The sequence below is a fragment of the Streptomyces sp. RLA012 genome (assembly GCF_056270325.1).
In genome coordinates, this window is sequence record NZ_JBWDPA010000002.1 from 6,629,942 (window position 1) to 6,652,651 (window position 22,710).

At 66.0% G+C, this 22,710-nt stretch carries 27 protein-coding genes and 2 pseudogenes; 18 read left to right on the top strand and 11 right to left on the bottom strand.

Annotation, left to right across the window (positions count from 1 at the left end; genetic code table 11):
• The first annotated feature begins 301 nt into the window (after positions 1-301).
• Entirely contained in the window at positions 302-511 is a 210-nt protein-coding gene (locus RV986_RS30485) for a hypothetical protein (protein WP_475924484.1), read from the top strand.
• A 279-nt stretch (positions 512-790) separates the two neighbouring features.
• Here the strand turns inward: RV986_RS30485 and RV986_RS30490 are convergent, their stop codons facing one another.
• Both RV986_RS30490 and RV986_RS30495 read right to left on the bottom strand, forming a co-directional pair.
• Complete coding sequence (locus RV986_RS30490) at positions 791-1,279, bottom strand: DUF4265 domain-containing protein (protein WP_475924485.1); 489 nt, start codon at positions 1,277-1,279, stop codon at positions 791-793.
• Between the two features lie 414 nt (positions 1,280-1,693).
• Positions 1,694-2,095 carry a hypothetical protein gene (locus RV986_RS30495; protein ID WP_475920461.1) on the bottom strand — a complete coding sequence of 134 codons (402 nt, stop codon included), beginning with the start codon at positions 2,093-2,095 and terminating at the stop codon, positions 1,694-1,696.
• Positions 2,096-2,500: 405 nt separating this feature from the next.
• Between RV986_RS30495 and RV986_RS30500 the strand changes: the two genes are divergently transcribed.
• The 6 genes and pseudogenes from RV986_RS30500 to RV986_RS30525 all read left to right on the top strand — a co-directional run bounded on the left by RV986_RS30500 (position 2,501) and on the right by RV986_RS30525 (position 6,365).
• Complete coding sequence (locus RV986_RS30500; protein ID WP_475920462.1) at positions 2,501-3,298, top strand: bestrophin-like domain; 798 nt, start codon at positions 2,501-2,503, stop codon at positions 3,296-3,298.
• 19 nt (positions 3,299-3,317) lie between these two features.
• Positions 3,318-3,596 (top strand): annotated as a pseudogene (locus RV986_RS30505) (tyrosine-type recombinase/integrase); the annotation flags it as partial.
• A 444-nt stretch (positions 3,597-4,040) separates the two neighbouring features.
• Positions 4,041-4,313: a hypothetical protein gene (locus RV986_RS30510; RefSeq protein ID WP_362570304.1), complete on the top strand. Its 273-nt coding sequence runs from the start codon at positions 4,041-4,043 to the stop codon at positions 4,311-4,313.
• Positions 4,310-4,738 (top strand): PIN domain-containing protein, encoded by a 429-nt coding sequence (locus RV986_RS30515; RefSeq protein WP_475920463.1) that lies wholly within the window; start codon positions 4,310-4,312, stop codon positions 4,736-4,738. Before RV986_RS30510 ends, RV986_RS30515 begins: the two co-directional genes overlap by 4 nt.
• A 425-nt stretch (positions 4,739-5,163) precedes the next feature.
• The gene (locus tag RV986_RS30520; protein ID WP_475924486.1) at positions 5,164-5,505 is read left to right on the top strand and encodes an effector-associated constant component EACC1; all 342 of its coding nucleotides are present in this window, start codon (positions 5,164-5,166) and stop codon (positions 5,503-5,505) included.
• On the top strand, positions 5,502-6,365 hold the full coding sequence (locus tag RV986_RS30525; protein WP_475920464.1) for a caspase family protein: 864 nt from the start codon (positions 5,502-5,504) through the stop codon (positions 6,363-6,365). The genes RV986_RS30520 and RV986_RS30525 overlap by 4 nt, the downstream gene beginning before the upstream one ends.
• Before the next feature lie 17 nt (positions 6,366-6,382).
• On the opposite strand, the gene RV986_RS30530 is transcribed toward RV986_RS30525, so the two are convergent.
• The 3 genes from RV986_RS30530 to RV986_RS30540 are packed head-to-tail and all read right to left on the bottom strand — an operon-like array spanning position 6,383 to position 7,593.
• Positions 6,383-7,279 carry an IS3 family transposase gene (locus RV986_RS30530; RefSeq protein WP_475920465.1) on the bottom strand — a complete coding sequence of 299 codons (897 nt, stop codon included), beginning with the start codon at positions 7,277-7,279 and terminating at the stop codon, positions 6,383-6,385.
• Positions 7,276-7,458: a hypothetical protein gene (locus RV986_RS30535; protein ID WP_475915638.1), complete on the bottom strand. Its 183-nt coding sequence runs from the start codon at positions 7,456-7,458 to the stop codon at positions 7,276-7,278. Before RV986_RS30535 ends, RV986_RS30530 begins: the two co-directional genes overlap by 4 nt.
• The gene (locus RV986_RS30540; protein WP_475920466.1) at positions 7,459-7,593 is read right to left on the bottom strand and encodes a transposase; all 135 of its coding nucleotides are present in this window, start codon (positions 7,591-7,593) and stop codon (positions 7,459-7,461) included.
• A 69-nt stretch (positions 7,594-7,662) separates the two neighbouring features.
• On the opposite strand from RV986_RS30540, the gene RV986_RS30545 reads away from it, so the two are divergent.
• From RV986_RS30545 to RV986_RS30555, 3 genes are all read left to right on the top strand, one after another.
• Positions 7,663-7,938 (top strand): hypothetical protein, encoded by a 276-nt coding sequence (locus RV986_RS30545; protein WP_475920467.1) that lies wholly within the window; start codon positions 7,663-7,665, stop codon positions 7,936-7,938.
• Complete coding sequence (locus RV986_RS30550; protein ID WP_475920468.1) at positions 7,935-8,378, top strand: NUDIX hydrolase; 444 nt, start codon at positions 7,935-7,937, stop codon at positions 8,376-8,378. Before RV986_RS30545 ends, RV986_RS30550 begins: the two co-directional genes overlap by 4 nt.
• 230 nt (positions 8,379-8,608) lie before the next feature.
• Positions 8,609-9,853 carry a site-specific integrase gene (locus tag RV986_RS30555; RefSeq protein WP_475920469.1) on the top strand — a complete coding sequence of 415 codons (1,245 nt, stop codon included), beginning with the start codon at positions 8,609-8,611 and terminating at the stop codon, positions 9,851-9,853.
• Positions 9,854-9,859: 6 nt separating this feature from the next.
• Here the strand turns inward: RV986_RS30555 and RV986_RS30560 are convergent, their stop codons facing one another.
• A complete protein-coding gene (locus RV986_RS30560; RefSeq protein ID WP_475920470.1) occupies positions 9,860-10,192 on the bottom strand; it encodes a hypothetical protein in 333 nt (110 codons plus the stop codon).
• Positions 10,189-10,878 carry an NAD-dependent epimerase/dehydratase family protein gene (locus RV986_RS30565; protein ID WP_475920471.1) on the bottom strand — a complete coding sequence of 230 codons (690 nt, stop codon included), beginning with the start codon at positions 10,876-10,878 and terminating at the stop codon, positions 10,189-10,191. Before RV986_RS30565 ends, RV986_RS30560 begins: the two co-directional genes overlap by 4 nt.
• Positions 10,879-11,373: 495 nt before the next feature.
• Between RV986_RS30565 and RV986_RS30570 the strand changes: the two genes are divergently transcribed.
• Positions 11,374-12,792, top strand: a complete 1,419-nt coding sequence (locus RV986_RS30570; protein WP_475920472.1) for an ATP-binding protein — start codon at positions 11,374-11,376, stop codon at positions 12,790-12,792.
• 791 nt (positions 12,793-13,583) lie between these two features.
• Here the strand turns inward: RV986_RS30570 and istB are convergent.
• The 3 genes and pseudogenes from istB to RV986_RS30585 form a co-directional block, all read right to left on the bottom strand.
• The gene (gene istB, locus RV986_RS30575; RefSeq protein WP_475920473.1) at positions 13,584-14,357 is read right to left on the bottom strand and encodes an IS21-like element helper ATPase IstB; all 774 of its coding nucleotides are present in this window, start codon (positions 14,355-14,357) and stop codon (positions 13,584-13,586) included.
• Positions 14,354-15,892 (bottom strand): annotated as a pseudogene (gene istA / locus RV986_RS30580) (IS21 family transposase). Before istA ends, istB begins: the two are co-directional and overlap by 4 nt.
• 152 nt (positions 15,893-16,044) lie before the next feature.
• Positions 16,045-16,374, bottom strand: a complete 330-nt coding sequence (locus RV986_RS30585; protein WP_475920474.1) for a hypothetical protein — start codon at positions 16,372-16,374, stop codon at positions 16,045-16,047.
• Positions 16,375-16,908: 534 nt separating this feature from the next.
• Here RV986_RS30585 and RV986_RS30590 point away from each other — a divergent pair.
• Positions 16,909-17,376: a DUF4240 domain-containing protein gene (locus tag RV986_RS30590; RefSeq protein ID WP_475924487.1), complete on the top strand. Its 468-nt coding sequence runs from the start codon at positions 16,909-16,911 to the stop codon at positions 17,374-17,376.
• A 6-nt stretch (positions 17,377-17,382) separates the two neighbouring features.
• On the opposite strand, the gene RV986_RS30595 is transcribed toward RV986_RS30590, so the two are convergent.
• Complete coding sequence (locus tag RV986_RS30595) at positions 17,383-18,138, bottom strand: GntR family transcriptional regulator (RefSeq protein ID WP_475920475.1); 756 nt, start codon at positions 18,136-18,138, stop codon at positions 17,383-17,385.
• Positions 18,139-18,216: 78 nt separating this feature from the next.
• Here RV986_RS30595 and RV986_RS30600 point away from each other — a divergent pair, with 78 nt between their 5' ends.
• The 6 genes from RV986_RS30600 to RV986_RS30625 all read left to right on the top strand — a co-directional run bounded on the left by RV986_RS30600 (position 18,217) and on the right by RV986_RS30625 (position 22,588).
• Positions 18,217-18,495: a hypothetical protein gene (locus RV986_RS30600; protein ID WP_475920476.1), complete on the top strand. Its 279-nt coding sequence runs from the start codon at positions 18,217-18,219 to the stop codon at positions 18,493-18,495.
• Between the two features lie 12 nt (positions 18,496-18,507).
• The gene (locus RV986_RS30605) at positions 18,508-18,819 is read left to right on the top strand and encodes a hypothetical protein (RefSeq protein ID WP_475920477.1); all 312 of its coding nucleotides are present in this window, start codon (positions 18,508-18,510) and stop codon (positions 18,817-18,819) included.
• Positions 18,820-19,036: 217 nt separating this feature from the next.
• Complete coding sequence (locus tag RV986_RS30610; protein WP_475920478.1) at positions 19,037-19,261, top strand: hypothetical protein; 225 nt, start codon at positions 19,037-19,039, stop codon at positions 19,259-19,261.
• Positions 19,258-20,001 (top strand): GntR family transcriptional regulator, encoded by a 744-nt coding sequence (locus tag RV986_RS30615; RefSeq protein WP_475920479.1) that lies wholly within the window; start codon positions 19,258-19,260, stop codon positions 19,999-20,001. Before RV986_RS30610 ends, RV986_RS30615 begins: the two co-directional genes overlap by 4 nt.
• A complete protein-coding gene (locus tag RV986_RS30620) occupies positions 19,998-20,300 on the top strand; it encodes a hypothetical protein (RefSeq protein ID WP_475920480.1) in 303 nt (100 codons plus the stop codon). The genes RV986_RS30615 and RV986_RS30620 overlap by 4 nt, the downstream gene beginning before the upstream one ends.
• A 584-nt stretch (positions 20,301-20,884) precedes the next feature.
• Positions 20,885-22,588, top strand: a complete 1,704-nt coding sequence (locus tag RV986_RS30625; protein ID WP_475920481.1) for a PIN-like domain-containing protein — start codon at positions 20,885-20,887, stop codon at positions 22,586-22,588.
• The last annotated feature ends 122 nt before the right edge of the window (positions 22,589-22,710 follow it).

A 22,710-nucleotide genomic window follows, 5' to 3' on the forward strand; every position in this document is an offset into this window, starting at 1 on the left:
GTCCTGGTCGGAGCCGCCGTGGCAATAGCTGTCGCTTTCATGCGCGGGGCTACACGTAGAGAAGCTGCCCTCAATTCGTATGCATGCGCGCATGGATGAGAAGCCGACTTTTTCAACTGCCCTGCCGGGAGCGGCGACCGACTGGATGCCGGGCACGCTCCGTGATTTGATCCTCCGCGCCGACGGGATCGCGCCAAGACGTTCGGAAACGGATGGCACGCGCCTGCGGTCGCGGCCCACCGTCCATCCCCAGCTTGGCCGCTCCCCTTTGTGGAACATCCATACGAAGGGCAGTTTCATCATGAACTCCGCTCCCCAGGTTCAGACCCTTGAAATCTCTGACGCCGTGCTCGACACTGTCTCCGGCGGCCTGAGCCCGCAGGTCGGCATCGCCGCCGGCTCCACGGCGATCAGCGGCTCGGACCTCGTGGCTCAGTTCGGCGCGGTCAAGGACGGGGTCCTGGACACCGTCGGCCAGTACCACCAGGTCGGCGTCACTGTCTCCTTCTGATCGTCAGATCGCGGGACTTCCTCATCGCGCGATCGCTGATACCGGCAGCCTGACCGCCGATCGGCGTCCACAGCGACAAGCCCCCTACCCGCAGGTCTTCGCTGGTAGGGGGCTTGATCGTTAGGGGTTGCTTCTTCTTGCCCTGGGTCTTGCAGGGGATGTTGGTGGCCCGGGTTTTCGCAGCTCAGGGCGGGTCTCGTCTGCGGTTGAGCGGTCGTCATCGGTCGTCGGTGGTCCCTGTTGAGCGACCTCGGACGGCCCAGCCATGGAGTACCGGCGTCAACCGGAGGAGGCAGCCCGCCGCTCCGCGGTAATGCACCCCTCTTCCCTGTCCCACCACTCCTTGGCGACGCCGTGGTTCAGCAGTCGTTGCACCTTGGCGTGATCGGCGGCGGGTGGGACGTTCAGAGCGACCATGTCGTAGTGCTCAATGCCCTCGCCGTCGACCCCGAGTTCCTGAAACGCGTTGATCGCGCTCTGCCGTGCGGCTCCCGAGCCGCCCTCACGCAGCACGATGAGGCGAATGGTGCAGTTCCCCGAGCGACGAACCACGGCGCTGGCCCATCGCACGTCCTCCTCATCGGGCTCTACCTCCACGATGTCGCCGCAGGCGATTTCCTGAACGAACCAGGGGGTGTTGTCGAGCCGTGCAGTGCTGTCGCCCTGGTCGACGGCCCGCAGACTCTCCACCGACGCCGGGGGCCAGTCGTCTTCGACCTCAAGCCGGAAGTGCACCTTCACGCACGGGCCGCCGTGGGGATTCGGCATGCCGCCCAGGATGCACATCCTCAATATGCTGGCCGCAGGCAGGTGACTGGGCACCTCTACTCAGAGGTGGGCTCGGGTTCGTCTGTTCCTCAGCCGACGACAGTCAGCCACGACGGCGGGTGCGCCGACCGACCAGGCGCGCCTGTGCCTCGCTGCACCCCCACTGGCCTCAGCCACGCTGTCGGGGTGTGTGCGTCGACCAGAGCAAGCCGTGAGGACCGACCCGTGACGACAGCTAGAGAGCAATCAGCTTGGGAAGCTGACGTGTTCTAGTGCCTGTTGAGGCGCTGACCTGGGCGAACAGCTGGGCTGTGGTCTCGTCGGGCTCGGTTGCTTTCACCGTGGTTCCCCGTTGTTCCCCGCTCGATCTGGTGCGCTTGTGGTGCGGCAGTGGCTCACAGACTTCAGCAGCAGCTACCAGTCTCGCCAGTCATCCGTGATCTCGGTGCGGCTGATGCCTCGCCTCACTGCCAGGGCCGGAACGTCGATGCCGTGCTCCGTCAAGGTCTGATCGATGTACAGGCACAACTGTTCGCGCTCTTCGGTCTCGTAGCCGGCGCCATCGTGAACCTCGTTGATCTCATTCAGCGTCCGAACGACCCGCTCGATCGCTTCGAAGATCTGCTCGTCGGCCTGGTCCTGGAGCGTCTGCACATTGGACTCGAACGCGTGGAGCGCCTTGTCCGTCGCCGTCAGCAGTGACTCAGGGAAGAGTTCAGACAAGAAGGCGTCGCTCGGGTCTCGCGCCCCGGAGGCGAGTTCCCTTGCCTCGTCGTCCACGCGGGCCCGCCAGCGTGCAGATGGTCTGATGGTCATGCCCTGGACTGTAAGCGCCAGTACTGACACGTCCGTCTTCGTGCACGCTTTCCAACTGGGCTGGTCGGCTGTGGGTGTGTGTATGGGGGCGTTCACCTGCGTTCATGGGCGGCTCGCCACCGGATTGGGATCGGCTTCCGGTCTCGGCTGAACGGCGGTGAACGAGGCTGAATGAGACGGAAAGTGAGACGGGCGCGGCGGTCGTTGTCAGTACGGCCTCGTACTGGGCGTATTCGGCTGCTTGGCCAACGAAAAGAGATGCCGTGCCGGGCGTCGCGAGCGTCAAAGGTGTTCAACCTGTGATCATGGAGCGTTCATTAAAAGTGATCGGCGAGGAGCTCCAGGTCGCGGGGCCGATGTGCCGCCGCCGCGGGGCGCTCGCGGTAACGCGCTGTAGGTGATGTGGTGAACTGGTTGACCTCGCTGCCGGCGGTGGTGCTGGTTGTGGGCGGGCTCCTACTTGCCCTACTGGTCGCGGCCGTGGCGCGGGTCGGCGTCCGGGCGCTCGTACCGGTCGAGGAACGGGATCGGGTGCCGCAGATCGCCACGCCCCTGATGCCGACACTCGGCGCTGCCTTCGCGATCTTTGCGGCACTCACACTGGCCAGCGAGGCCGGCTACCTGCGCGCAGCCGAGGGGTTGGTGAGCGACGAGGCGGCCGCGGCCTCCCGCCTGGCATGGGCGGCGACAAGTCCGCGAGTCCCGTCGGAGCCGATCCATGCGGCGCTGCTGGACTACTTGCAGACCACGCGTGCCAGGGAGTGGGAGGCTTCAGCAGCGGCGTCCGGTGACGACCCCGCCACCGCTCGCGCGATCGCACGGCTGGAGCGGAGTGTGCGCGACGAGGCGGCCCGGCCCGAGGTGGGAACCCCGACAGGCACGGAGCTGGTGGTTTCCATGGACGGTGTCACCAGTAGTCGTCGCGCCCGCGTTGCGGCCGCCTCGCGCGACGTTCCCGCGCTCTACGTCGTCACGCTTGTGGTCAGCGGACTGGCCTTGATCGTGAACTCCGGCGCACTGGTCTTCCGCAGCAGCCTGCGAACGTCACTGTTGATCGTAGGCGTTGCGAGTGTGGTCGGGCTGAGCCTGGCGTTGCTCTTCGCACTCAGCGCGCCCTGGAGCGGACCGTTCATCGTCAGTGGGCATCCACTCGACGCCGTCATCGGGGACCTGAAGTCCGGCTTCTTCGACGGCGGGCCGTAGGCGACGGGCACGATCAGTAGCCGACGACTGGGTCCAGGCCAGGAAAGCGGCGGGTGTCACGGCCGAGCTGCACTTCTACGACCTGAGGCATACGGGCAACACGCCGGCCTCCACGGCCGGGGCCAGCACCCGGGAGCTGATGACGCGGATGGGCCACAGCAGCTCGCGGGCCGCGCTGATCTATCAGCACATGACCGGCGACCGTGACCGGGCCATTGCCGACCGCCTCGGCGCGATGATCCGCGACGGCGGGGAAGACCCCTCGGGCAAGGTCGACAAGGACTCCACCCGGACGTAGTGGCACGCGTATGGCACGGCGCCAGAAACGGCGAAGGGCCAGCCTGGGAGGTAAAACCTCCTGAGCTGGCCCTTCTCGCTGTGCCCCCGGCAGGATTCGAACCTGCGACACCCGCTTTAGGAGTTTTCCCTGGGCGAAGCTGTGACCTGCTTAAATGTAGCCTCCAGTGCACCTGACCTGCGAAATCGCTCCTCCACGGTTCTCGCGTGTTCCCAGCAATTCCCGGCCTCATGTGTGCCGAATCCGTTCCGGCCGGCCACTTGGTTGGGGGCGGTACCTGTTGACGAGGACGACCAGGCGGACGCCGTAAGAACTGCCGCTGTCGCTCGGCGGCCAGGCTGACGGATGCCCCGCTCTCGTCCCAAAGTTGTGAGCGGGCAGGCGGAAACCCGTAGCCTGGGACCAGCAGCAGTACGCAGCCCGATGCATGCGGAGGGGATGCCGATGACCACAGCTCCGAGCGGTGTGCCTCACCCGCCGCGCCCGTCGTCGCATCCGCTGCGGACCATCCGTGACATCCGGGAGTCCCTGCCTGAGGACCAGCGTCGGCACTTCGACGCAGAGCTCGCCGACACGGAGATCGAGGCTCTGCCCGAGATGCTGCACCGCTGGGTGACGCTGAGCAACGACGGCTTCGAGGAATTCCTGCTCTCCCGGCCCTTCGAGGGTCTGGAGTTCGGCGCCCGCTCCTACGATGCGCAGACGGACGCCGAGTGATCTACCTGTTCGACACCAATGTCGTTGCCGAGCTCACGACCCGGGCGAAGCCCGACCCGCGCGTCCTGGCCTGGTTCCGGTCCACGGCCCGCCCCAACCGCTTCTTGAGCGTGATCACCGTGGCCGAGATCGAGGCCGGCGTTGCCGCCGCCGCGGATCCCGTAAGGCAAGCCCGCTACGCACAAGCCCTCGCTGCGGTACGGCACGAATTCCGTGACCGCATCGCACCTATCGGCGAACCGGAAGCGGCCGCCTACCTCACCATCCACAAGACGCTCAAGGCCGCCGGCACCAGCATCGACCCACCGGACGCTCTGATCACCGCCACTGCCCTGGCCAACGGCTGGACGGTGGCCACACGCAACATCAAGCACATGGCCCGAACCGGGGCTCTGGTGGTCAATCCGTGGGAGCAGCAACTGTAGGTGGCCGCGGCGTCGGTGCCGTACGTGTGCTGCAACCGCAGAGGCCCTCCCCTCCGACGGACGGAAGGGCCTCTGACCAGGCGTTTCTCTGTGCCCCCGGCAGGATTCGAACCTGCGACACCCGCTTTAGGAGTTTTCCCTGGGTGGGGCTGTGACCTGCAGAAACGTCGGCTACAGGGTGCCTGGCCTGGGAAAACACCCCTCCGTAGTTCTCGCGTGTTCGCGGGGTTTCCCGGCCTCATGTGTGCTGAATCCGTTTCGCAAGGGCGCCTGTGCAGCAGAGCGAGTGGTTACCGAGATGGCGCCGCACATCGTTCCGGCGAATGCCTCTCGTGGCCTGCGACTTTGGCCGACGATGGGATCGCAGGTGTCGAGCCGGAATAGTTCGTACGGGGACAGGGGGCGTTGTGCGCGTTGATCTGCGTATGGAACACGGTGCGAGTGACCTGCGCTCACTCCACACTTGGCTGCGGAGTGACGCGGTTGCGCGCCGATCGACCACGCTGGAGCTGCAGGGACCATCACTCCAGCCAGGGCAAATGGGCTCCGCTGTCGAGGTGATCAAGCTGGTGACCGAGAACGGGTGGAGTGCGGCCTCGTTCGTGATGGCCGTGGTGGCGTGGAAGCGGACGCGACCGCAGAATCCCCAGATCACGATCAGCCGCGACGACACTACCGTCTCGCTCACGAACTGCAGCGACGAGGAAGTGGAGCGCGTGATCCGCATCCTGAGCGGGAGGCAGGACGAGGAGGGGCAGGGCGAGTGACTGTGCTGCCCGACCCAGGAGCATCACGGGCCGTCTTGATCGGCTCCAGTCGATTTGATCACCTGGAGCAGCTTCCGGCGGTCGCTAACAACCTCACCGCGCTTGCTGATGCCCTCTGTCTCCCCACTTCCTGGGGTCTGCCGTCGCAGAACTGTGTGGTGGTGTCGAACCCGGCATCCAACGATGAAGTGATGGCGGAGCTCAGATCCGCTGCCAAGCAGGCCCGCGACACGCTGCTCGTGTACTACGCAGGACACGGGTTGATCGACCTGCATAACGCCTTGCAACTTGCGTTGCCCAAGTCCCATCAGCAGCGCGTGGAGTCGGGGCTTCCCTACGACTATTTGCGCCAAGCGGTTCTGGATGGTCCAGCAGAGCGGCAGGTGATCGTGTTGGACTGCTGCTTCGGCGGCCTGGCCCTCGGGGCGATGGCTGGCACGCCGGAACTGGTGGATCAAGCATCTGTGGAGGGAAGTTACCTCTTGGCGGCAGCGTCGGAGACGAGTTACGCCCTGGCGCCGCCAGGCGAGACCTACACGGCCTTCACCGGCGAGCTCCTGGAAGTCCTTCGCACAGGCATGCCTGGTGGGCCGGAGCTGCTGGAGCTCGATGCCGTATACCGGCACCTGCGCCTCGCGCTCGGAGCCAAGCAACGCCCCATGCCGCAAGCTCGCAACAGGAACACCAGCGCTCGACTGGCACTCGGACGGAATCGAGCCTTCCTGCCTGGACCTCCAGCAGGCACCTCGGCCAGCCCGGACTTGGCCAGCCGGACTTGGCCTGCGCCGGAGGGCATCCGCACTGTCCAAGGGTTCATCGCCGGGCTTCAGAATGTTCGTCAGACTGAATTTTCCCCGTGATCTTGGGCACGTTGTTGTTACGCCGCGAGGGCTTGGTCTTGCCGGTAGCGCAGGCGTGTTTCGTGGGGCGTGAGGTAGCCCCAGTGGATGTGCTTGCGCAGGCGGCGTCTGTTGTAGAAGGTCTCGATGAAGTCGAAGATGCCGGCGCGGGCGGTGGCCCGGTCGGGCCAGAAGCGGGTGCCGATCTCCTCTTTGAGTACGGCCCAGAAGCTCTCCGCGGCGGCGTTGTCGAAGCAGCTTCCGGTTCGGCCCATGCTCTGCCGGTGTCCCAACTTGCTGATTCTGTCGCGGAGTTGTCCGGATGTGTATTCCGATCCGCGGTCGCTGTGGATCACGCAGCCGGGTTCCGGGCGACCCGGTGCGACGGCCATGTCCAGGGCGTCGACGACGAGTTCAGCGCGATGGTGGTCGGCCATCGGGTACCCGATGATCTCGCGCGTGGCCAGGTCCAGCCACGAGGCGAGGTAGAGCCAGCCCTCGGCCGTGGGGATGTAGGTGATGTCCCCGACGATCTTCGTGCCGGGGCGGGTGGCGGTGAAGTCCCGGCCGATCAGGTCCGGCGACGGGGCGGCCTTGGTGTTGGCCTTGGTCAGGCTGCGGCGGCCGGTGCGCCGGCTGTTCCCGGCGATGCCGTGTTCCCGCATGACCCGTGCCACCCGCTTGCGGTTGACCGGTCGGCCCTGCCGGCGCAGTTCGGCGGTGGCGCGCGGGACGCCGTAGTTCCGCCGGGATGCGAGGTGGATCACCGTGATCTCGTGCGCCAGGGCCTCATCGGCCCCCCGCCTCGCCTCGCGGGCTTCGGCTCCGGCCACCCACGCGTAGTACGTAGAGCGGGCCGTCTCCATCACCCTGCATAGCAGCACGACCGTGTAGTTCGCCTTCTCCGCATGGATGAACCGACATGTCTCGCTCACCGGTCGCTTTCCTTCGCGAAGAAGGCGGTCGCTTTTTTCAGGATCTCGATCGTCTTGGCCTGCTCGGCGGTCAGCTTCCGCAGCCGCTTCAGCTCCTCGTCCCGGTCAGCGGCACTGTGCCCGGCCCGCCCGGCGGCGGGGACCGATCCGGTGTCCTGGGCGGCGCGGGCCTTCTTCACTCAGCCCCGCAACGACTCCGAACTGACCCCGAGCTCCCGGGCGACCTCGGTCACCGTCCGGCCCGACGACCGCACGAGCTCGATCGCGTCCCGCTTGTACTCGTCCGAGTACCGATTCGTGTACTTGCTTCCCACCTGGCACTGCTTCCTCTGGGCTTTCACGTCCCAGTCTCCAGGTGTCCACGATCAAGGGGAAGCTTCACCGTGATCCTCACCGCGGAACCGGGACTCATCGCCGAACGCATCGCAACGCGCGGCGTCACCCATCGCTTCCATCTCGACCCCTCGGCGCCCGGCCGAGAAGTCGAGCTCTACGCCGATGCCGCATCCCAGCTGATGACGCAGGGGGTGAAGGTGCTGCATCTCGACACCAACAATGCCACCCCACCGGATGTAGCAGGCCGAATCGCCGACGCCATCCCGGCTCTGCCGATAGCGTCGGTCACCCCACCCACCCATCCGACCCCCCAAGGAACATGAGCGGACAACCGGCACAGCCCGTCATCGATACTCACGTCATCCTCCGCGATGGCGACAAAATCCTTTTCTCGCAGCGGGGCGGCCCTTACGGTCACGGCCGATGGCACATGCCGTCGGGCAAGCTCGACCAAGGCGAGCCCCTTCCCGACGGCGCCGCCCGGGAGTTGTACGAGGAGACCGGCATCACCGTCGACCCGGTTCACCTTCGCCTGGTCCAGACCGTGCACCACCGGCAGGACGCGCAGGTGGAGCGGATCGGTTTCTTCTTCGAGGCCACCGAATGGGAAGGGCAGGCCGTCAACAAGGAGCCTGAGAAGTGCCTCGCCCTTGAGTGGTTCACCGTGCACGACCTGCCCGACGACATCATTGAGTACCCGGAGGCCGGCCTGCGCGGCTACCTCGACGACGGCGGCCCTCTCACAAAACACGGCTGGCAGTAGACCGGCCTGCCTGCTCCACCCCTCGTGGCGTCGCCCGTCACTCGGATCCCGGTTGTCCGCTCTCCCCATGGCGGATGTTCGGGGCCCTCGCGCAAGGCAGCGGGCCCGGGCCTCTGGGGGAGGGGAGGCCGGGCCCGCTGGTGCGGGGATGGAGAGTGGCCTATGGAGTCAGACTGCCGGAGTCCCAGGTTTCCGCGGGGTCGTGATCAGCGCCGCAGTGTGCGCGACGGTTGCGGGGTCGGGACGGCGGCTGCGGCGTTGACCGGAGCGTTGGAGAGCACACCGGCCTCTTCCTCGACCACGTCGCGGAGGACCGTCTGTACGCGTTGTTCCACCTGGTCGCGTTCCGCGGGCTGCGCCGCGGTGAGGCATGCGGCCAGAAGTGGACCGACACCCACTTGGACGCTGGGCTCATCACCGTTGCCAAGCAACTCGTCGTGGGCGGCTGGGAAGTGTACGAGGACGACCCCAAGACCGACGCCGGCGCCGCCGCCTCCGCGTCCATCTCCGACACCACCCTCGACCAGCTACGCGACGACGTCGCCGAACTCGCCCGCCGCTACAACAATTTCTCGGCGTTCGAAGTGCTCCAGGCCGCGCGCAAGCTGAGGGAGGAGGCCGAACAGCACCGCGACCGCACCCACGTTCCCACCCGGCAGCAGGACCTGCTGCTCATCGCCGGACAAGCCTGCGCGCTGCTGTCCGCCGCGGCCTTCGATCTCGGTTCGCTCGACGGCGCCACCCGCCTCGCCCGCGCCGCCGCCCTATACGGGGAGACCGCCCGCTTCACACCACTGCGGGCCTTCGCCGGTGGCGCCCTCGCCTACATCGCCTACTTCTCCGGCCGACCAGCCGAAGCCGCGCAGATCGCCCAGCGCGCACAAATGTTCACTGGGCTCGGCGACCTCGCCCACCGCTGCCTGGCGGCCATCGAGGCACGAGCACACGGTCACCGGGGCGATTCCACGTCGGCCCAGCAGGCACTCGATGCCTCCCGCCGTGCAGGACGTGGAGAGACCGACGACCTGCACGACGGCGTGGCAGGAGAATTCGGCTTCCCAGACGAACGGCTCGCCATGTCCAACAGCTCGACCTGCCTGCTGCTCGGCGATCGCGAACAGGCCGAGGCTGCGGCCCGCACCGCGCTTGAACTGGTGACCAACAAGCCCGAGACGCTCCGCTCGGCACGCGTCCTGGGTGGTGCGGCCGCGGATCTGGCCGCAGCCCGGCTCTTGAGCAGCGATCTCGACGGAGCCGCCGACGCCCTGGAAACCGTCTGGATCGTGCCCAGCGACCAACGTGCCACCGGCCTGCTGACCCGCACAGCGCGCGTCCGCCGGGCACTGACTGACGAACGCTTCCGCCGGACGCCTCTGGCGAGCGAAGTCGGCGAGCGCCTGGAACAGTTCAGCCGACTCGCCGCCCAGCATCAACTCGGTGCGGGAGCCGGAGCGGTGGCCGCCCTGGAAGGCTGAGCCGCTTCAGGGCGTGGAGGCCAGGGCAGCCAGGATCTTGGCCTCCTTCTCGGGGGCGAGCCCGTGCTCGGCCCACCGCGGGTGGTCCACGGGACGGCCGTCGGCCCGCAACCACGCCCACGTGTCCGTGATCGTCTCGCGCAGCGGCCGGCACTGTAGCCCGGCTGAGACAGCGCGGCTGGAGTCCACCGACCACACGCCCGTGTGCGTAGGCCAGAGGGGCAGCTCGGTCCACTGCCGTACTTCATGCTCGATGAGCACCTCCGGCTCCACCCATACCGGATGCGCGTCCGATTCTGTGACGGTGAAGCAGGTGTGCAGGAAGTCCCCGAAGGTCATCCCCTCGGAGTGGGCCACGTTGTAGGCGCCGCCTGTTGTCGCGGCTGCCTGGTCCAGGGCGCGACATCGCGTACGTCGGTCGGCTGGATGTGTCGATCGGCTGGAGCCGGCGCGAGCACCGTTCCACCCTGGTGGGCACGGTTCAGCCACCACGGCAGCCGCCCCACGTACTCACCGGGTCCGAGAATGACCCCCGGCCGCAGGAATACCGCCCTCTTGCCGAACGCCTCGGCGACCGCCCGTTCCCCACCGGCCTTCTGGAATCCGTACTTGGTGGGCGAACCGTCTGCGCCGGTGTAACCGAAGGATTCGTCCGCGTCCGATGGGCACTCCAGGATTTCGCATGCTTCGGTCAGGGGCTGGTGCGGCCAGCCCGCGTACACCGACACGGTGGAGACATGCACCCACCGACCTACCGCACCGCACAGTGCCCGTGCGGCGAGGCGCACGTCGCGGGGCGGGGGCTCGGAACTCGACGTATCGATCACGGCGTCCCAAGGGCCCGCGTCTGCAAGCCGGTTGAGGTCCGCCGCTTCCGTCCGGTCCCCGCGCACCGGCCGCACCCCTGGTACGTCCTGCCCGGACCGGCCGCGGCTGAACGCCGTCACGTCCCAGCCGCGACGAAGTGCCTCCAGGACGACGCTCTTGCCCAGGAACCACGTACCGCCCAAGACCAGAATCCTCATGCCCAAGATCCTGCCCTCCCCGCGCTCTGAGGAGGAAGGACCCCGGTCGTCAGTGACCGTGCTCGTTGACGTCAGACGTGGATGTCAAAGGCCCTGGACCATGATCGGTCCGGGGCCTTTTCCCTTGTGCCCCCGGCAGGATTCGAACCTGCGACACCCGCTTTAGGGGTGGGATCGAATCTCTGGTGGGTGGTGCTTCGCTGTGCCGCATGGTGCTCTTTTGCCTGATCAGCGCCGCGCGGCATGACCGGCCATCCGGCTCAGGACGACTCCTGTTACGCCGTCCGCCGTCCGCTCACGCGCCGCTCACGCATTCGGCGGCCGTGGGGCGTCCAGTGGCGGACCATGCTGTGGCGCCGAAGGCTGATTTTCTCCCATGGGTGTACCGGGGTAAGCGGCATCCTTCCGAACAGACCTCTGACACTAACGCTAATGTTGCTAACTGTGATGTTAGTATCCGTGATGATGTTAAGGAGCACTCTGGAAGGTGACGACATGGCGGATTTCGTAGGCAGGCGGAACGAGCTCGAGACGCTGGATCGCGAGCTGGGCAAGGTGACGGCCGGGGTCGGTGGGGAGCGGCCCGGGCGGTGCGTGATGCTTCGAGGGCGCCGCCGGGTGGGTAAGTCGCGGTTGGTGGAGCGGTTCGCCGAGAGGTCCGGTGCGCCGTTCCTCTTCTATGCCGCCACAGGGGCGTCGCCGGGGGCGGACCTGGAGCGGCTGAGCCAGGATGCGCAGTCGTCCAGCCTTCCGCTGGCGAATCTGCTGTCCGCGGCCCGCCCGGCGAGTTGGGATTCCGCCTTCGATGTACTGGCGGCGGCACTGCCGCAGGACCAGGCGAGCGTGGTGGTCATGGACGAGGTGCCCTATTTGATGGATGCGGAGGGCGCCTTCGAGGGCATGCTTCAGCGGGCCTGGGACCGAGCGCTGGAGACAAAGCCGGTCCTGCTGGTTCTCATCGGCTCCGACCTGTCGATGATGGAGGCGCTGAACAGCTATGGACGCCCGTTCCACCAGCGCGGACGGGAGATGGTGTTGGGGCCGCTCAACCCGGCGGAGGTAGGCGAGATGCTCGGTCTCGAGCCTGCCTCCGCCTTCGATGCGGCCTTGATCACCGGTGGACTGCCTCTGATCTGTGCAGAGTGGACGCACGGCGCCGGAATGTGGGAGTTCCTGCAGGCGGCACTCAGTGATCCGGTCTCGGCCTTGCTGGTGTCAGCGGAGCGCTCGCTCGCTGCGGAGTTCCCCCAGCAGGTGCAAGCCCGCACCGTCCTCTCGGCGATCGGCAGCGGTGAGCGGACGTTCTCCAACATTGCCCGCGCCGCCGGCGGGATCGGGGCGACGCCGCTACAGCGGTCGCTGGGGATCCTTGCGGACAAGCGGGTGATCGCGGCGGAGCTTCCTGTGTCCACGCGGCCTTCGAAGGATCGTCGCTACCGGGTCGCGGATCCCTACCTCCGCTTCTGGCTGAAGCTCCTGGGTCCGGCGATGCAGGAGATCGAGCGGGGCCGGGGGGACCTGACGCTGCGGCGCATCCGCGAAAACTGGACCAGTTGGCGTGGCAGGGCCGTTGAACCTCTGGTGCGCGAGGCGCTGGCACGGCTGCTGCCCGACGCGAACCTCCCCGCCGCCCCCGCCATCGGCGGTTACTGGACCCGTACCAACGATGTCGAGATCGACGTCGTGGGAGCGGACCGCGCGCCGATCGCCAAGGAGCTGTTGTTCGTCGGCTCGGTGAAGTGGCTGGAGAACTCCCCGTTCGACCGGCACGATCTCGCGGCGCTGCACCGACACCGCGCCGCGCTCACGCCTACTCCCGTGCCTGTGATCGCTGTCTCGCGCAGCGGGACCGACTGCGCGGGGCTCGACGCTGCGTACGGCCCGGCGGAACTCCTCGCGGCGTGGTCCTCCTGAGCGAGCCGGAATACGTATTGGTGCCAGATGCGTATGGCTTGCCGACCCAACTCGGGGCGGCCGAGCCTCTGGCCCACCACGACGGGAACGTCCTTCCGCTCACGCAAACGGCCCCGGACGAGGAGTCCGAGGCCGAATAGTACGCCTCCCTGGGGGAGAAACCCCAGGTCAGCGGCTTACTGTGTTGTGCCCCGGCAGGATTCGAACCTGCGACACCCGCTTTAGGAGCGAGGTTGGGGGATCACAGGTCTGACCTGGGAATCCCTGCCTCGGGAGGCGTGGGGAGGTACGCACCCTGGTGCACCTCGATTCCCCGTGAGTCCCCGCCCGTTCTGGCACGGAAGTGGCACGCTTCGCGGCCCCCTCGAACCGGCATCGATCAAGGCTCTTGCGGCTCGCCTGCGGCAGTGTCATCCGTGGAACCTCTGCGACCTCGCATGGTTGCTCGAATTCGGTCGATGATGAGTCCCGCAGTTGCAGCCAGGAAACCGATCGCCGCTAGGCCGAAGCCCACCCGCAGTAGTGGCGGTCGTCCGTTACTCAAAGCGCGGAAGCCAGCCCAGGCCGCTCCGGCCATGAGCCCGAGACCCTGTATCCACCATCGCTCATCTCTGGCCTTTGTCATGTACTTAATCAACGCCATACGTGATGATCTCACTCGCGCCCACCCACCACTCACCCCAGCTCCTGTCAACGGTCATTGAGATGCCCAGGTAGGTGGCCGTTGGAGGCCCAGGCTGGTGGCCATCAGAAAGCCAGGCGTGTGGCCGGTGGTGTTCCTGGGGTGGGGGTCAGTTCAAGGGGACCACTCCCTTCCCTGCGAGGGCCTCGGCGAGGCGATGCGAGTCCCCGGTGGTGTTCACAAGGTGTGCGTGATGCATGAGGCGATCGGTGCTCGCGCCCGCGAGAGTCTTCGGCATGATCGTGTCGAAGCCCGAGGGGTGGATGTTGCTGGTCACCGCGATGGACCGGCGCTCATAGGCGGCATCGATGATCCGGTAGAACGCCTCGGCGGCGTCCTCACCGACCGGCAGCAGGCCAATGTCATCAATCACGATCAAATCAGCCCGGCAGATCCGGGCGACAGTCCGTGCGGTGGACCCATCGACCTTCGACTTGCCGATCGCGGCGCTCAGCGTCTCCAGAGTGAACCAGGACACCCGCATGTCGGTTTCGATCGCAGCCTGGGCCAGGCCCTCGGTGAAGTGGCTCTTGCCCGTCCCCGACGGGCCGGCGATCACCAAGTTTTCGGCGCGGCCGATCCATTCCAGGGTGGTCAGGGAGTTCTGGGTGGGTTCGGGGATGGTGGAGTCCTCGGCCCGCCAGGAGCCCAGGGTCTTGCCGGTGGGGAAGTTCGCCGAGTGGCGGCGAAGACGCCGGGTGGCCGCGTCGCGGCCGGTGACCTCCTCGGCTATCAGCAGCCGCAGAACCTCGGCGGGGTCCCAGCGTTGGGCTCGGGCGGTGGCCAGGACGTCCGGGGCCGCTTTGCGCATATAGGGCAGGCGCATCCGGCGCATGAGCTTGTCGAGTTCCTCGGGGATCGCGGGCGGGTTGGGAAAACTCATGGAGGTGCCGTTCTCTTGGGTGAGGTGTCGTCAGAATGATGTGGTGGGCTGCGTGTTGGCTCAGTTGCCCAGGGCCTGCCAGCCGATGGTTCCGTTCTGGACGGAGTGGGCTTCGTCCGCGCGGACGACCTCGCCGGCGGGCTTGCTGTCCGCGATGTGTCCCAGGATCGAGAGCAGGTCGTCGTCGGCGAAGCGCCCGGCCGTCGCCGCAAGTCCGAGGGCCTGGTCGACCTTGTCGTTGCCCAGGACGGTGGCCAGCTCGACCGCGCGGGCCATCTTGGCGCGGATACGGACCGCGCCGGCGGGTCCGGCTTCCTTGAGCCAGCGTCCGGCTCCGGGGCCGATGCCCACGAACGCGATCTCCGCTTCCGAGCGGGGCCGCAGCCTGGGCTGGTGGATGCTGCGGCCGTCGGGATGGTCGGGATAGTGGGCGTCGATGATCTGCGGAACACCGGGGTGGAAAGCCTGTGGCGCCAAATCTCCGAGAGATCACCGGAGTTGGTACGGGCGGTGATGGAGAGTTCTTCGCCGACCACCCGGCACCACACCCTCACGCCGGTATAGCCCGGCGGGGTCGAGTAGCGCACCGCGTTGAAGCTGATCGTGCGGTCCGAGCCGACCAGCCTCTCCTCGCCCAGCGCGAGCGCGAGCGGCTCGATGGGCAGGACATGCAGCGTGGTGCGTTCGACGTCCAGACGGCTCGCGGGTATCTGTCCGGTCGCCCGGTGACGGCGCGAGTTCACCGCATCGCACCAGGTCAGGCAGGCATCGGCGAGATCGGTGAAGGTGTCGTAGGCGGCCAGCAGGTTCGCGCTGGTGGGCACCAGGTCGGCCTTCGCGATGCGGACCGTGGCCTCCGCACCGCCCTTCGACTCAGGGTCGTAGGGCACGCAACTGACCACCTGGCAGCCGTAATGCCGGCCTGCGGCGACCATCTGCGGATGACGTACCGGGATCCCGGCGATGTGCTCGACGGTCACCGTTTTCGCGTTGTCGGTCAGCACATACGTCGGAGCCCCGCCGATCCGCCTGAGCGTGGTGTCCAGGCAGGCCACCAGCGTGCCCAGCGTGCAGTCCCAGACCGGGATCACAACTCGGAACCGCGACCAGGACAGCCACGCGCAGAACAGCCAGGTCCGCCGGCCGCCGATCCGCGGCCCCTCACCCCAGTCGAACTGCAGCCACCGGCCCGGCTCGGGAATCCACGGCCGGTAGGTGCGGCGCTTACCCGCCTTCCACGCGCTCTTCGACGCGTTCACCGCACGCCTCGTCGAACGCTCGCTGCCCCGGTAGCCCATCTTCACGAGCTTCTCGTGGACCACATCGGCGCGGATCGTCGCCTTCGACTGCTCGACCCACTCCTCGACCTTCTCCCCGAACGCGTCGATCATCTTCGGCCGGGGCTCTCGCTCATAGGGATTGCGCCCGCCGTTGCGGGCCTCGACATACCGCTTGACCGTCTTCGGGTCGTGCCCCGTCAAGGCCGCCGCCGACCAGACCGTCCCGGTCAGGTCGTACGCCTCAAGGATTTCCATAATCTCCGTGTCAGACTTCGTCACAGGACCTCTCCGGCCGGTAGCTGATGCGCGCAAACACCAGCAAACGGTCGGAGGGGTCTCCTCCAGTTAAGGAAGTGATCAGGAACACCACTGGTCAGACGGCCATCCACCTGGAATTCCGGTGGCCATCAGCCTGGACTCGGCTGGCCGCACATCTGGACTTTGCCACGGCCGCCGTCACCCAGAAAGATGATGGGCTGCTCGACCAGCGCTCGACCTGGGGGGATCAGCCAGAAGGCGACGGATCCGCCGGTGCCGTCCTGGCCGAACACGCGGAAGCCGTCGCCGCTCAGTTCGCCGTTGCCAGTCCACGCTCGGACCCAGTCGGTTGTTTCATCAGCGTCCAGGAAGGACTCGAAGGGCTCGAATTCGACGCCGTCCTCGCCGATGCAGTCGAGCCGAACCGCCATAGCAGCGGCGAGCGCGGCGGGAAACTGACGATCTTCGTTCGGCGACATGCGAACAAAGTAGCGGCTGGTCGGGTCTTGGTGCCGCTCGAGGCCAAACGGTGGAGCCGGAGCAGATCAGCTGAGACAACATCCGGCATCCATTTGCCCGGGACCAGACCGACCGAGATCCTCAGCACCTCCACCGCAGGTCACAGGTTCGGACCGGGCCAGATCACTTCCTTACAGGCAGCCCTCGCGGCGGAAGACACTGTGCCGGATGGTGCTGATCCGTCGGGAGGGATATGGGGGTCTGGCGATCCGTCCGCTCATGCACCGCTCACGCAAACGGCCCCGGACGAGGAGTCCGAGGCCGAGTAGAGCGCCTCCCTGGGGGAGAAACCCCAGGTCGGCGGCTTAATGTGCTGTGCCCCCGGCAGGATTCGAACCTGCGACACCCGCTTTAGGAGTTCGATCCACGCCCGCCCCTGGGGCCGTCGGCGGCTGGTCCGACGGTCGTGCGGGGGCGCTGGTGTATGCCGCCGTCCGGCCTCGTTGATGTCAGCCGTGGATGTCAGACGGCTCTGACATCCTGCGCCAGTGAGAATGACATGGGCCGCCTTCTGGGCGCTGATAGCCACCCTGAACGGCAAAGCCACGCAGGCGAGTTGCCAGCGCCTGGCCGAGGAGGTGAGCCGCCGTTCCGTCCCCGACATCATCGGCTTCGCGGAACGACATGCCGAGGCTCTCTACCGCCTGGACCAAGAGAAGTTCGGGACGCTTCCCGTTGCCGACATGACGGGCCGGAACGGCGAGCCCTTCCCGCAGTCTGCCGACGGGTTCCTGTACGCCCGTTGTGCTGTAGTCGCCGCAGGACAAGCCGTATGGGAAGGCGTCTTCTTCGACGTCGACAAGTTCGCCCCGTACACCTCCACCGAGTGTGACGGGGAGTGGCTGCTGTATGTGCCGGATCAGGCGTACGAACTCGCTACCGGGAAGGAGTGGGACCGCTCGACCCGGTACTGCTTCGAGAGCTACTCCAACAGGGATGGATGGCCGGACCTGGAGAGCTGAGATGGACTACCGCTTGATGGGGATCTCGTAGACGATCTCGCAGTGGGCGGCGGGCACGATGATGTCCGCTGTTTCGACGGGGCGTCCTTCATCGCTGTAGTACGTCCGCCGGATGTGTGTGACGAGCGCGGCCTTCTGGATGCCGAGCAGCGACGCCTCCTCGGCGGTCGCATGCCTCGGCTCCGGCTGCTCCACGGAATGGCTGACGGTGACACCGATGGCGGCCATCCGGTTCACGACACCCTCCCCGGCGTGCGGCCCTCCCTCGGGAAGGACGACGAGAGTGCCGGCGGTGAGGTCGTACGGCTCCCAACTCGTCGACAGTTGTACGGGCCTGCCGTCAGCCAGAAACTCGTACACCGTCCGGACACACAGCTCGCCCTCGACGACGCCGAGCCGGGTCGCGATCTCCGCAGGAGCCGGCACCTTGGCGTCGGTCCGGCTCTCCCAGTCGCCCTGTCTGCCCAGTGCCTTCATGTCCGTGCGGAACGGGGACCCTTGGGGCTGCTCGCGCGCCGATGAACGCACCACCCGCACCCGCTTCCGGGGCTCGGCGACGTACGTGCCCGATCCGGCGCGGCCCTCCAGCACGCCTTGCGAGATCAGCAACTCCTGAGCCCGACGGACCACGTTCTCGCCCACGCCGAATTCCTGGCCGATCTGGGCGCGGGACGGGAGACGGTCCCCTGGCTCCCATACGTGCTCCGCGATCCGCCGCCGGAGTTCGTCGGCGATGCGGAGATAGGGCGGCTGCTCAGGCATATGGAAAATCTAGTCCACTAGCTCTAATCTAGTTAACTAGCTTCACGCAAAGTGATTGCCGGTGACGGAGGCTGCCCTGTGCCCGCTTCGGGAGTTAGCGCGGCGGCCCTCGCTGCCCGGCTGTCCGCCATCGGGCTCCCCGTGCGCCTGGAGGAGCACGCCTTACATACGTCAGTCGAAGCGGAGGTGCCGGAATCGCTCTCCGTCGATTCCTGGCGGGAGGTCCTGGAAGTGGTGGCCGAGGCAGATCGGTTCGGGCTCCTCGCCACCAGCCTGAACGGCCGCACCCTCTGGGCGGTCGTACGCAAAACGGTCCCCACGACGGGCGATGTCGGGGGACCGGGCCATCAGCGATAGGAGCTGAACAGCGTGCTCAACCGTATCCGCCGCGCCGTCCCCCTCACCAGGGCGCGTCACTCCGTCAAGGGAAGGCACCGCCGCCCCTTAACGCCCGTCCACCCGCTGACCGCTTCCGAATTCCTCACGTCCGCTGACGCGTTGACGGTCATCCTGGGCCGGGCCTACACCGACGCGGAGCACCGGCACTCGCTCGCGGGTGAGGACATCGCCCTCGTCCGCCCGTACGTGCTGGCCTGGGAGAAGCGCGTCCGCACGCGCTCAGTGGTCGTCGCTCGCCATCTGCCGATCCATGCGTGGTCGGCCCTCACGGGGGTCCACTGATGCCCTCGAAGTCCTCAATGCCGTCTCGCCGACATCTCCACATCGCGGACGCCTCGGCCGTTTCCTACCGCTCGACCGCCTGCCGCGTCGGCACGCACCCGGCCTGCGCGGAGTCCTCCCCGGCTTCGGCCCCGGCCGACCTTCCTGTGATCTACGAAGCGTGCGACTGCCCGTGCCACCCGGCAGCCGACCGATTCCCTACCGCGGAGGTGGAGCGATGAGCGCATGGGCCCCCGGCGGCGCGCTGGTCGCCAGCATCGAGGTCACCGCGGCCACCGTGCAGCGCGGTGACGTCATCCAACTCGGCGGCCGTGCCTGCCGGGTGAGAGACCTCTTCCAGCTCTCCCAAGGGGCCAAGCAACTGGTCTTCGAGTCGGGCGAGCTGCTGACCATCCACGCGCGTACCCGGCTCGTCGCCGTGCGGTCGATGAGAAGGCGGTGACCGTGTCCGTGCCCTCTCGTCACCACAACATCGCGGACGACCTCCGCCGCCAGATCGCGACTGGCCGCATACAGCCCGGTGAACGCCTGCGGTCCGAAGCCGACTTGGCCGACCGGTACAAGGTCAGCACGGTGACGCTACGAAGAGCTCTCTCTGTGCTTCAGGTGGAGGGCCTCGTCGAGAAGATCCACGGCAAGGGCAACTTCGTTCGCCTTCCCCTTCGCAAGATCATGTACGTCGGCGGCTGGGGAACCCTGGACCCGTGGACCGCGGCCGAAGCGGCTCTGCACGTCACCGTTCACAGCGCCACGGTTCAAGCGCACGGACATCTCACGACCTTGCTCAACGTTCCTGCGGGCAGCCCTCTCGCCGAGTTCTCGTGCCTCAGCCTCGAAGGATCGTCACCGCACGGACTGGCCCGCATCTACATCCCGCGCGACTTGGCACCGGCCGGAGTGCTCGGCGAAGAATCCGTGTACGGGGAAGCGGCCACGAGATTCGCCGTGCTCGGTCCTGCGCCGGCCGCTGTCAGGGAGGCGGTATGCGCCCGCCCGCCGACACCGGACGAAGCATTGGCCCTTCGGATCGGCTCCACCGTGCCCGTCCTCGCCATCACGCGCACCGCGACCGACCCCGCCGGGCGCGTTGTCGAAGCCGCGCTGCTGGCCTTCCCCGGCGACCGCATCGACGCGGTCTTCACCACCCACCACGTGATCGACGAGAGGCAGACGCAAGGATGACGACACAAGACGAACTGCGGCTCCTCCCGTGGTCGGGCCCCGGAGGCAACCCCTGCTACCTGAGCACCGACGACAGAGAGGGCTTCATGTCCCGCCTGGCGGACAACATCGAGGCGGTCCAACTCGGCACGGCGGCCGAGCTGCTGGAGCGAGCCTCCGAAACACTCGACGACCAGGACGCGGACGCGGAGGAGAAGCAACGCCTGGCGAAGGACCTGACCGGGGCCCTACGAGACGTCCTCCGCGTCGCGATCAGCCGCGGTCACCTGCTGGCGACGAACGAACCACGCGGCACCTGAAAAAGCGTCCGCACAACGGCGCTTGCCGGTGACGCTCCTCCCTTCTGCACGGGGAGGGGAGCCCGAAGACCAATCGGGCTCCCCTCCCCGTCGCGCTGTGCCGGTCAGATGCAGACGCATCGCACACCGAAGCGCAGGCGAACCCTTCTCGCGACCGTCTGAACCTCAGCCGACGAAAGTCAGCCACGACGGCGGGTACGCCGACCGACCAGGCGCGCGTGTGCCTCGCTGCACCCCCACCGGCGTCAACCACGCTGCCAATGGCGTAGACCAGAGCAAGCCGTGACGGCGGGACCGTTGCGATAGCGGGAGCTCTCAGCTTGGGAAGCTTGGTTATCCATGGGTAGTTGGTGAGTTGATCTGCGACGTACCGGCGTTCCAACCTCAGCGCATCCGTTGCTTAGTTCCTGCTGTTCCCCTGAGTCCCCGCTGTATCTGGCACGTGAGTGACACGAGCCTCGGCTTCTTGTTTCGAAGCACCATGGCGGAGGCTGGGGGTTGTCGGCTTCATCCAGCCGTAGCCACCCACTGCGGGAGTCTGCAAAGCCCTGCCTCGTCGTCGACTGTGGCGCTACGCTGCCGCCGTGACAGACGAAGAGACGAGCGAAGTTCCAAGTTCTGATGACCCGCGCGAACTCGGAATCTTCGATGGGTTTTCCGGCTACACAACTCCTACTGAAGATGACTGGAAAAATGTCCTGAGTAGCGGGCTGATAGTTGTCGATACGAATGTTCTATTGAACCTCTATCGATACAACCAGGACGCACGGAGCTCTCTTCTAGCCACACTGCAGAAATTCGAGACGCGTCTTTGGGTGCCGCATCAAGTCATGGATGAATTTTGGCGCAACCGTGAGAGCGCTCTCGAAGATCCAGAAAGGCAGCTTCAGCAATCTATTTCGGCTCTGAGGTCCGGCCTGGAGAAGCCTATATCTGATCTGCGCCACTGGGTAAATCGCGTCTCCTTGGACCGGGTTAGCGCCTTCCAGCTTGAGTCGAAACTGACGAGTGCACTCGAAGATGTAATCGGCAGTATGGAGGTCGTGGTTGATAGCAGCGGAATTGAAATGGAGGCGGATACGTCAAAAGATGCAGTGGTGGCAAATCTTACCGCCTTGTTGCAAGGGAAAATTGGCGGACCTCTCGATGCGAAGGATCACGACGCTGCCATAATCGAAGGAAAGCGGCGCATCGAGAAAGAAGTGCCACCTGGTTATAAAGACAAGAAGAAGCAATCGCGAGGCGATGATACGGAGGTGGGAGACTACCTCGTGTGGCTTCAATTGATCCATGAGGCGAAACTAAGAGTCAAGGATGTTCTATTGGTGACCGGGGACACAAAGGAGGATTGGTGGCGTACTCGAAATCGCATACCTCTGGGCCCGCGTAATGAGCTAGCCGAAGAGCTGCTCCGCGAGGCCGGCGTCCGGCTATATATGTTGAAGCCGGATCGACTGCTCACCTACGCCCGAGACTTCCTGCAGGTCGCCGTCAGTGAAGACTCGGTGCAAAATGTGGAGATGGTAAATGCTCAGTCGGAATCCGACGAGCTATTTCAACATCTAGAGCGATTGGCGGAATCGAATACCGCCCACGCTGTCGTTAGTACCTGGGTTGAGGTTGAAAAGGCGCTGCGTAGGACGCTCCCGGATGACCCATCACAGCATCGCCGGACTACTGCGATGCAGATGATTGGGGAACTGGCGCAGCAAGGGCTAATCTCTCAAGAAATGGCACGATCCGCCAAAGAGCTGAACCAGCTCCGTAATCGTATTGCGCATACAGGGGAATCGGAGCTAACGCAAGAAGGTGCGCTTTCATTCGTATCTACGGCAAGAAATCTCATCGAGGCTCTGGCTGTGGCAGCCACTCCTCAAGCGCAAGGGCTGCGGTTTGAGAAAGCGATAATTGACCTCATTCGAGTTGCTGGATTCGATGTAACATCTGCAGATCTCTTGGCTGACCAAGGCTATAGCTTCCGCGTTGCGCATCGTTCACATCCGGAATCATTCGTCGCAATCCAGGTTAAGTATTATTCGACCGGTTCATTCGGTGCAAAGAATCTTGAGCTGCAACAAGAGCGACTCTCCTCGTTGCCGAGTAACGTGACCTCCATGCTGGTGGTGACCAATGCGCCTCTTGCGGATACTGTGCAAGCTTTTAACGCCTCCGCCATTGGCGAAAGTCCATTCACGCTGGGAGGGCGTCGCTATATGGAGGTCGCGCAGTGGCGAAATTCGGACGATGATCACCTTGTGGTGCGTGCTCTGATGAGATCGATGCTTTAAGGCGGCTGATCGCTGTGTACGGGGCACGGGCGCCGGCCGGGCTGGAGCGGGGCGGAGACAGGAGCGCAGGCCCGGCCGGGGGTCGTGCCGCGTGCGGGGAGCGAAGCGAGCCGCCTTGATGA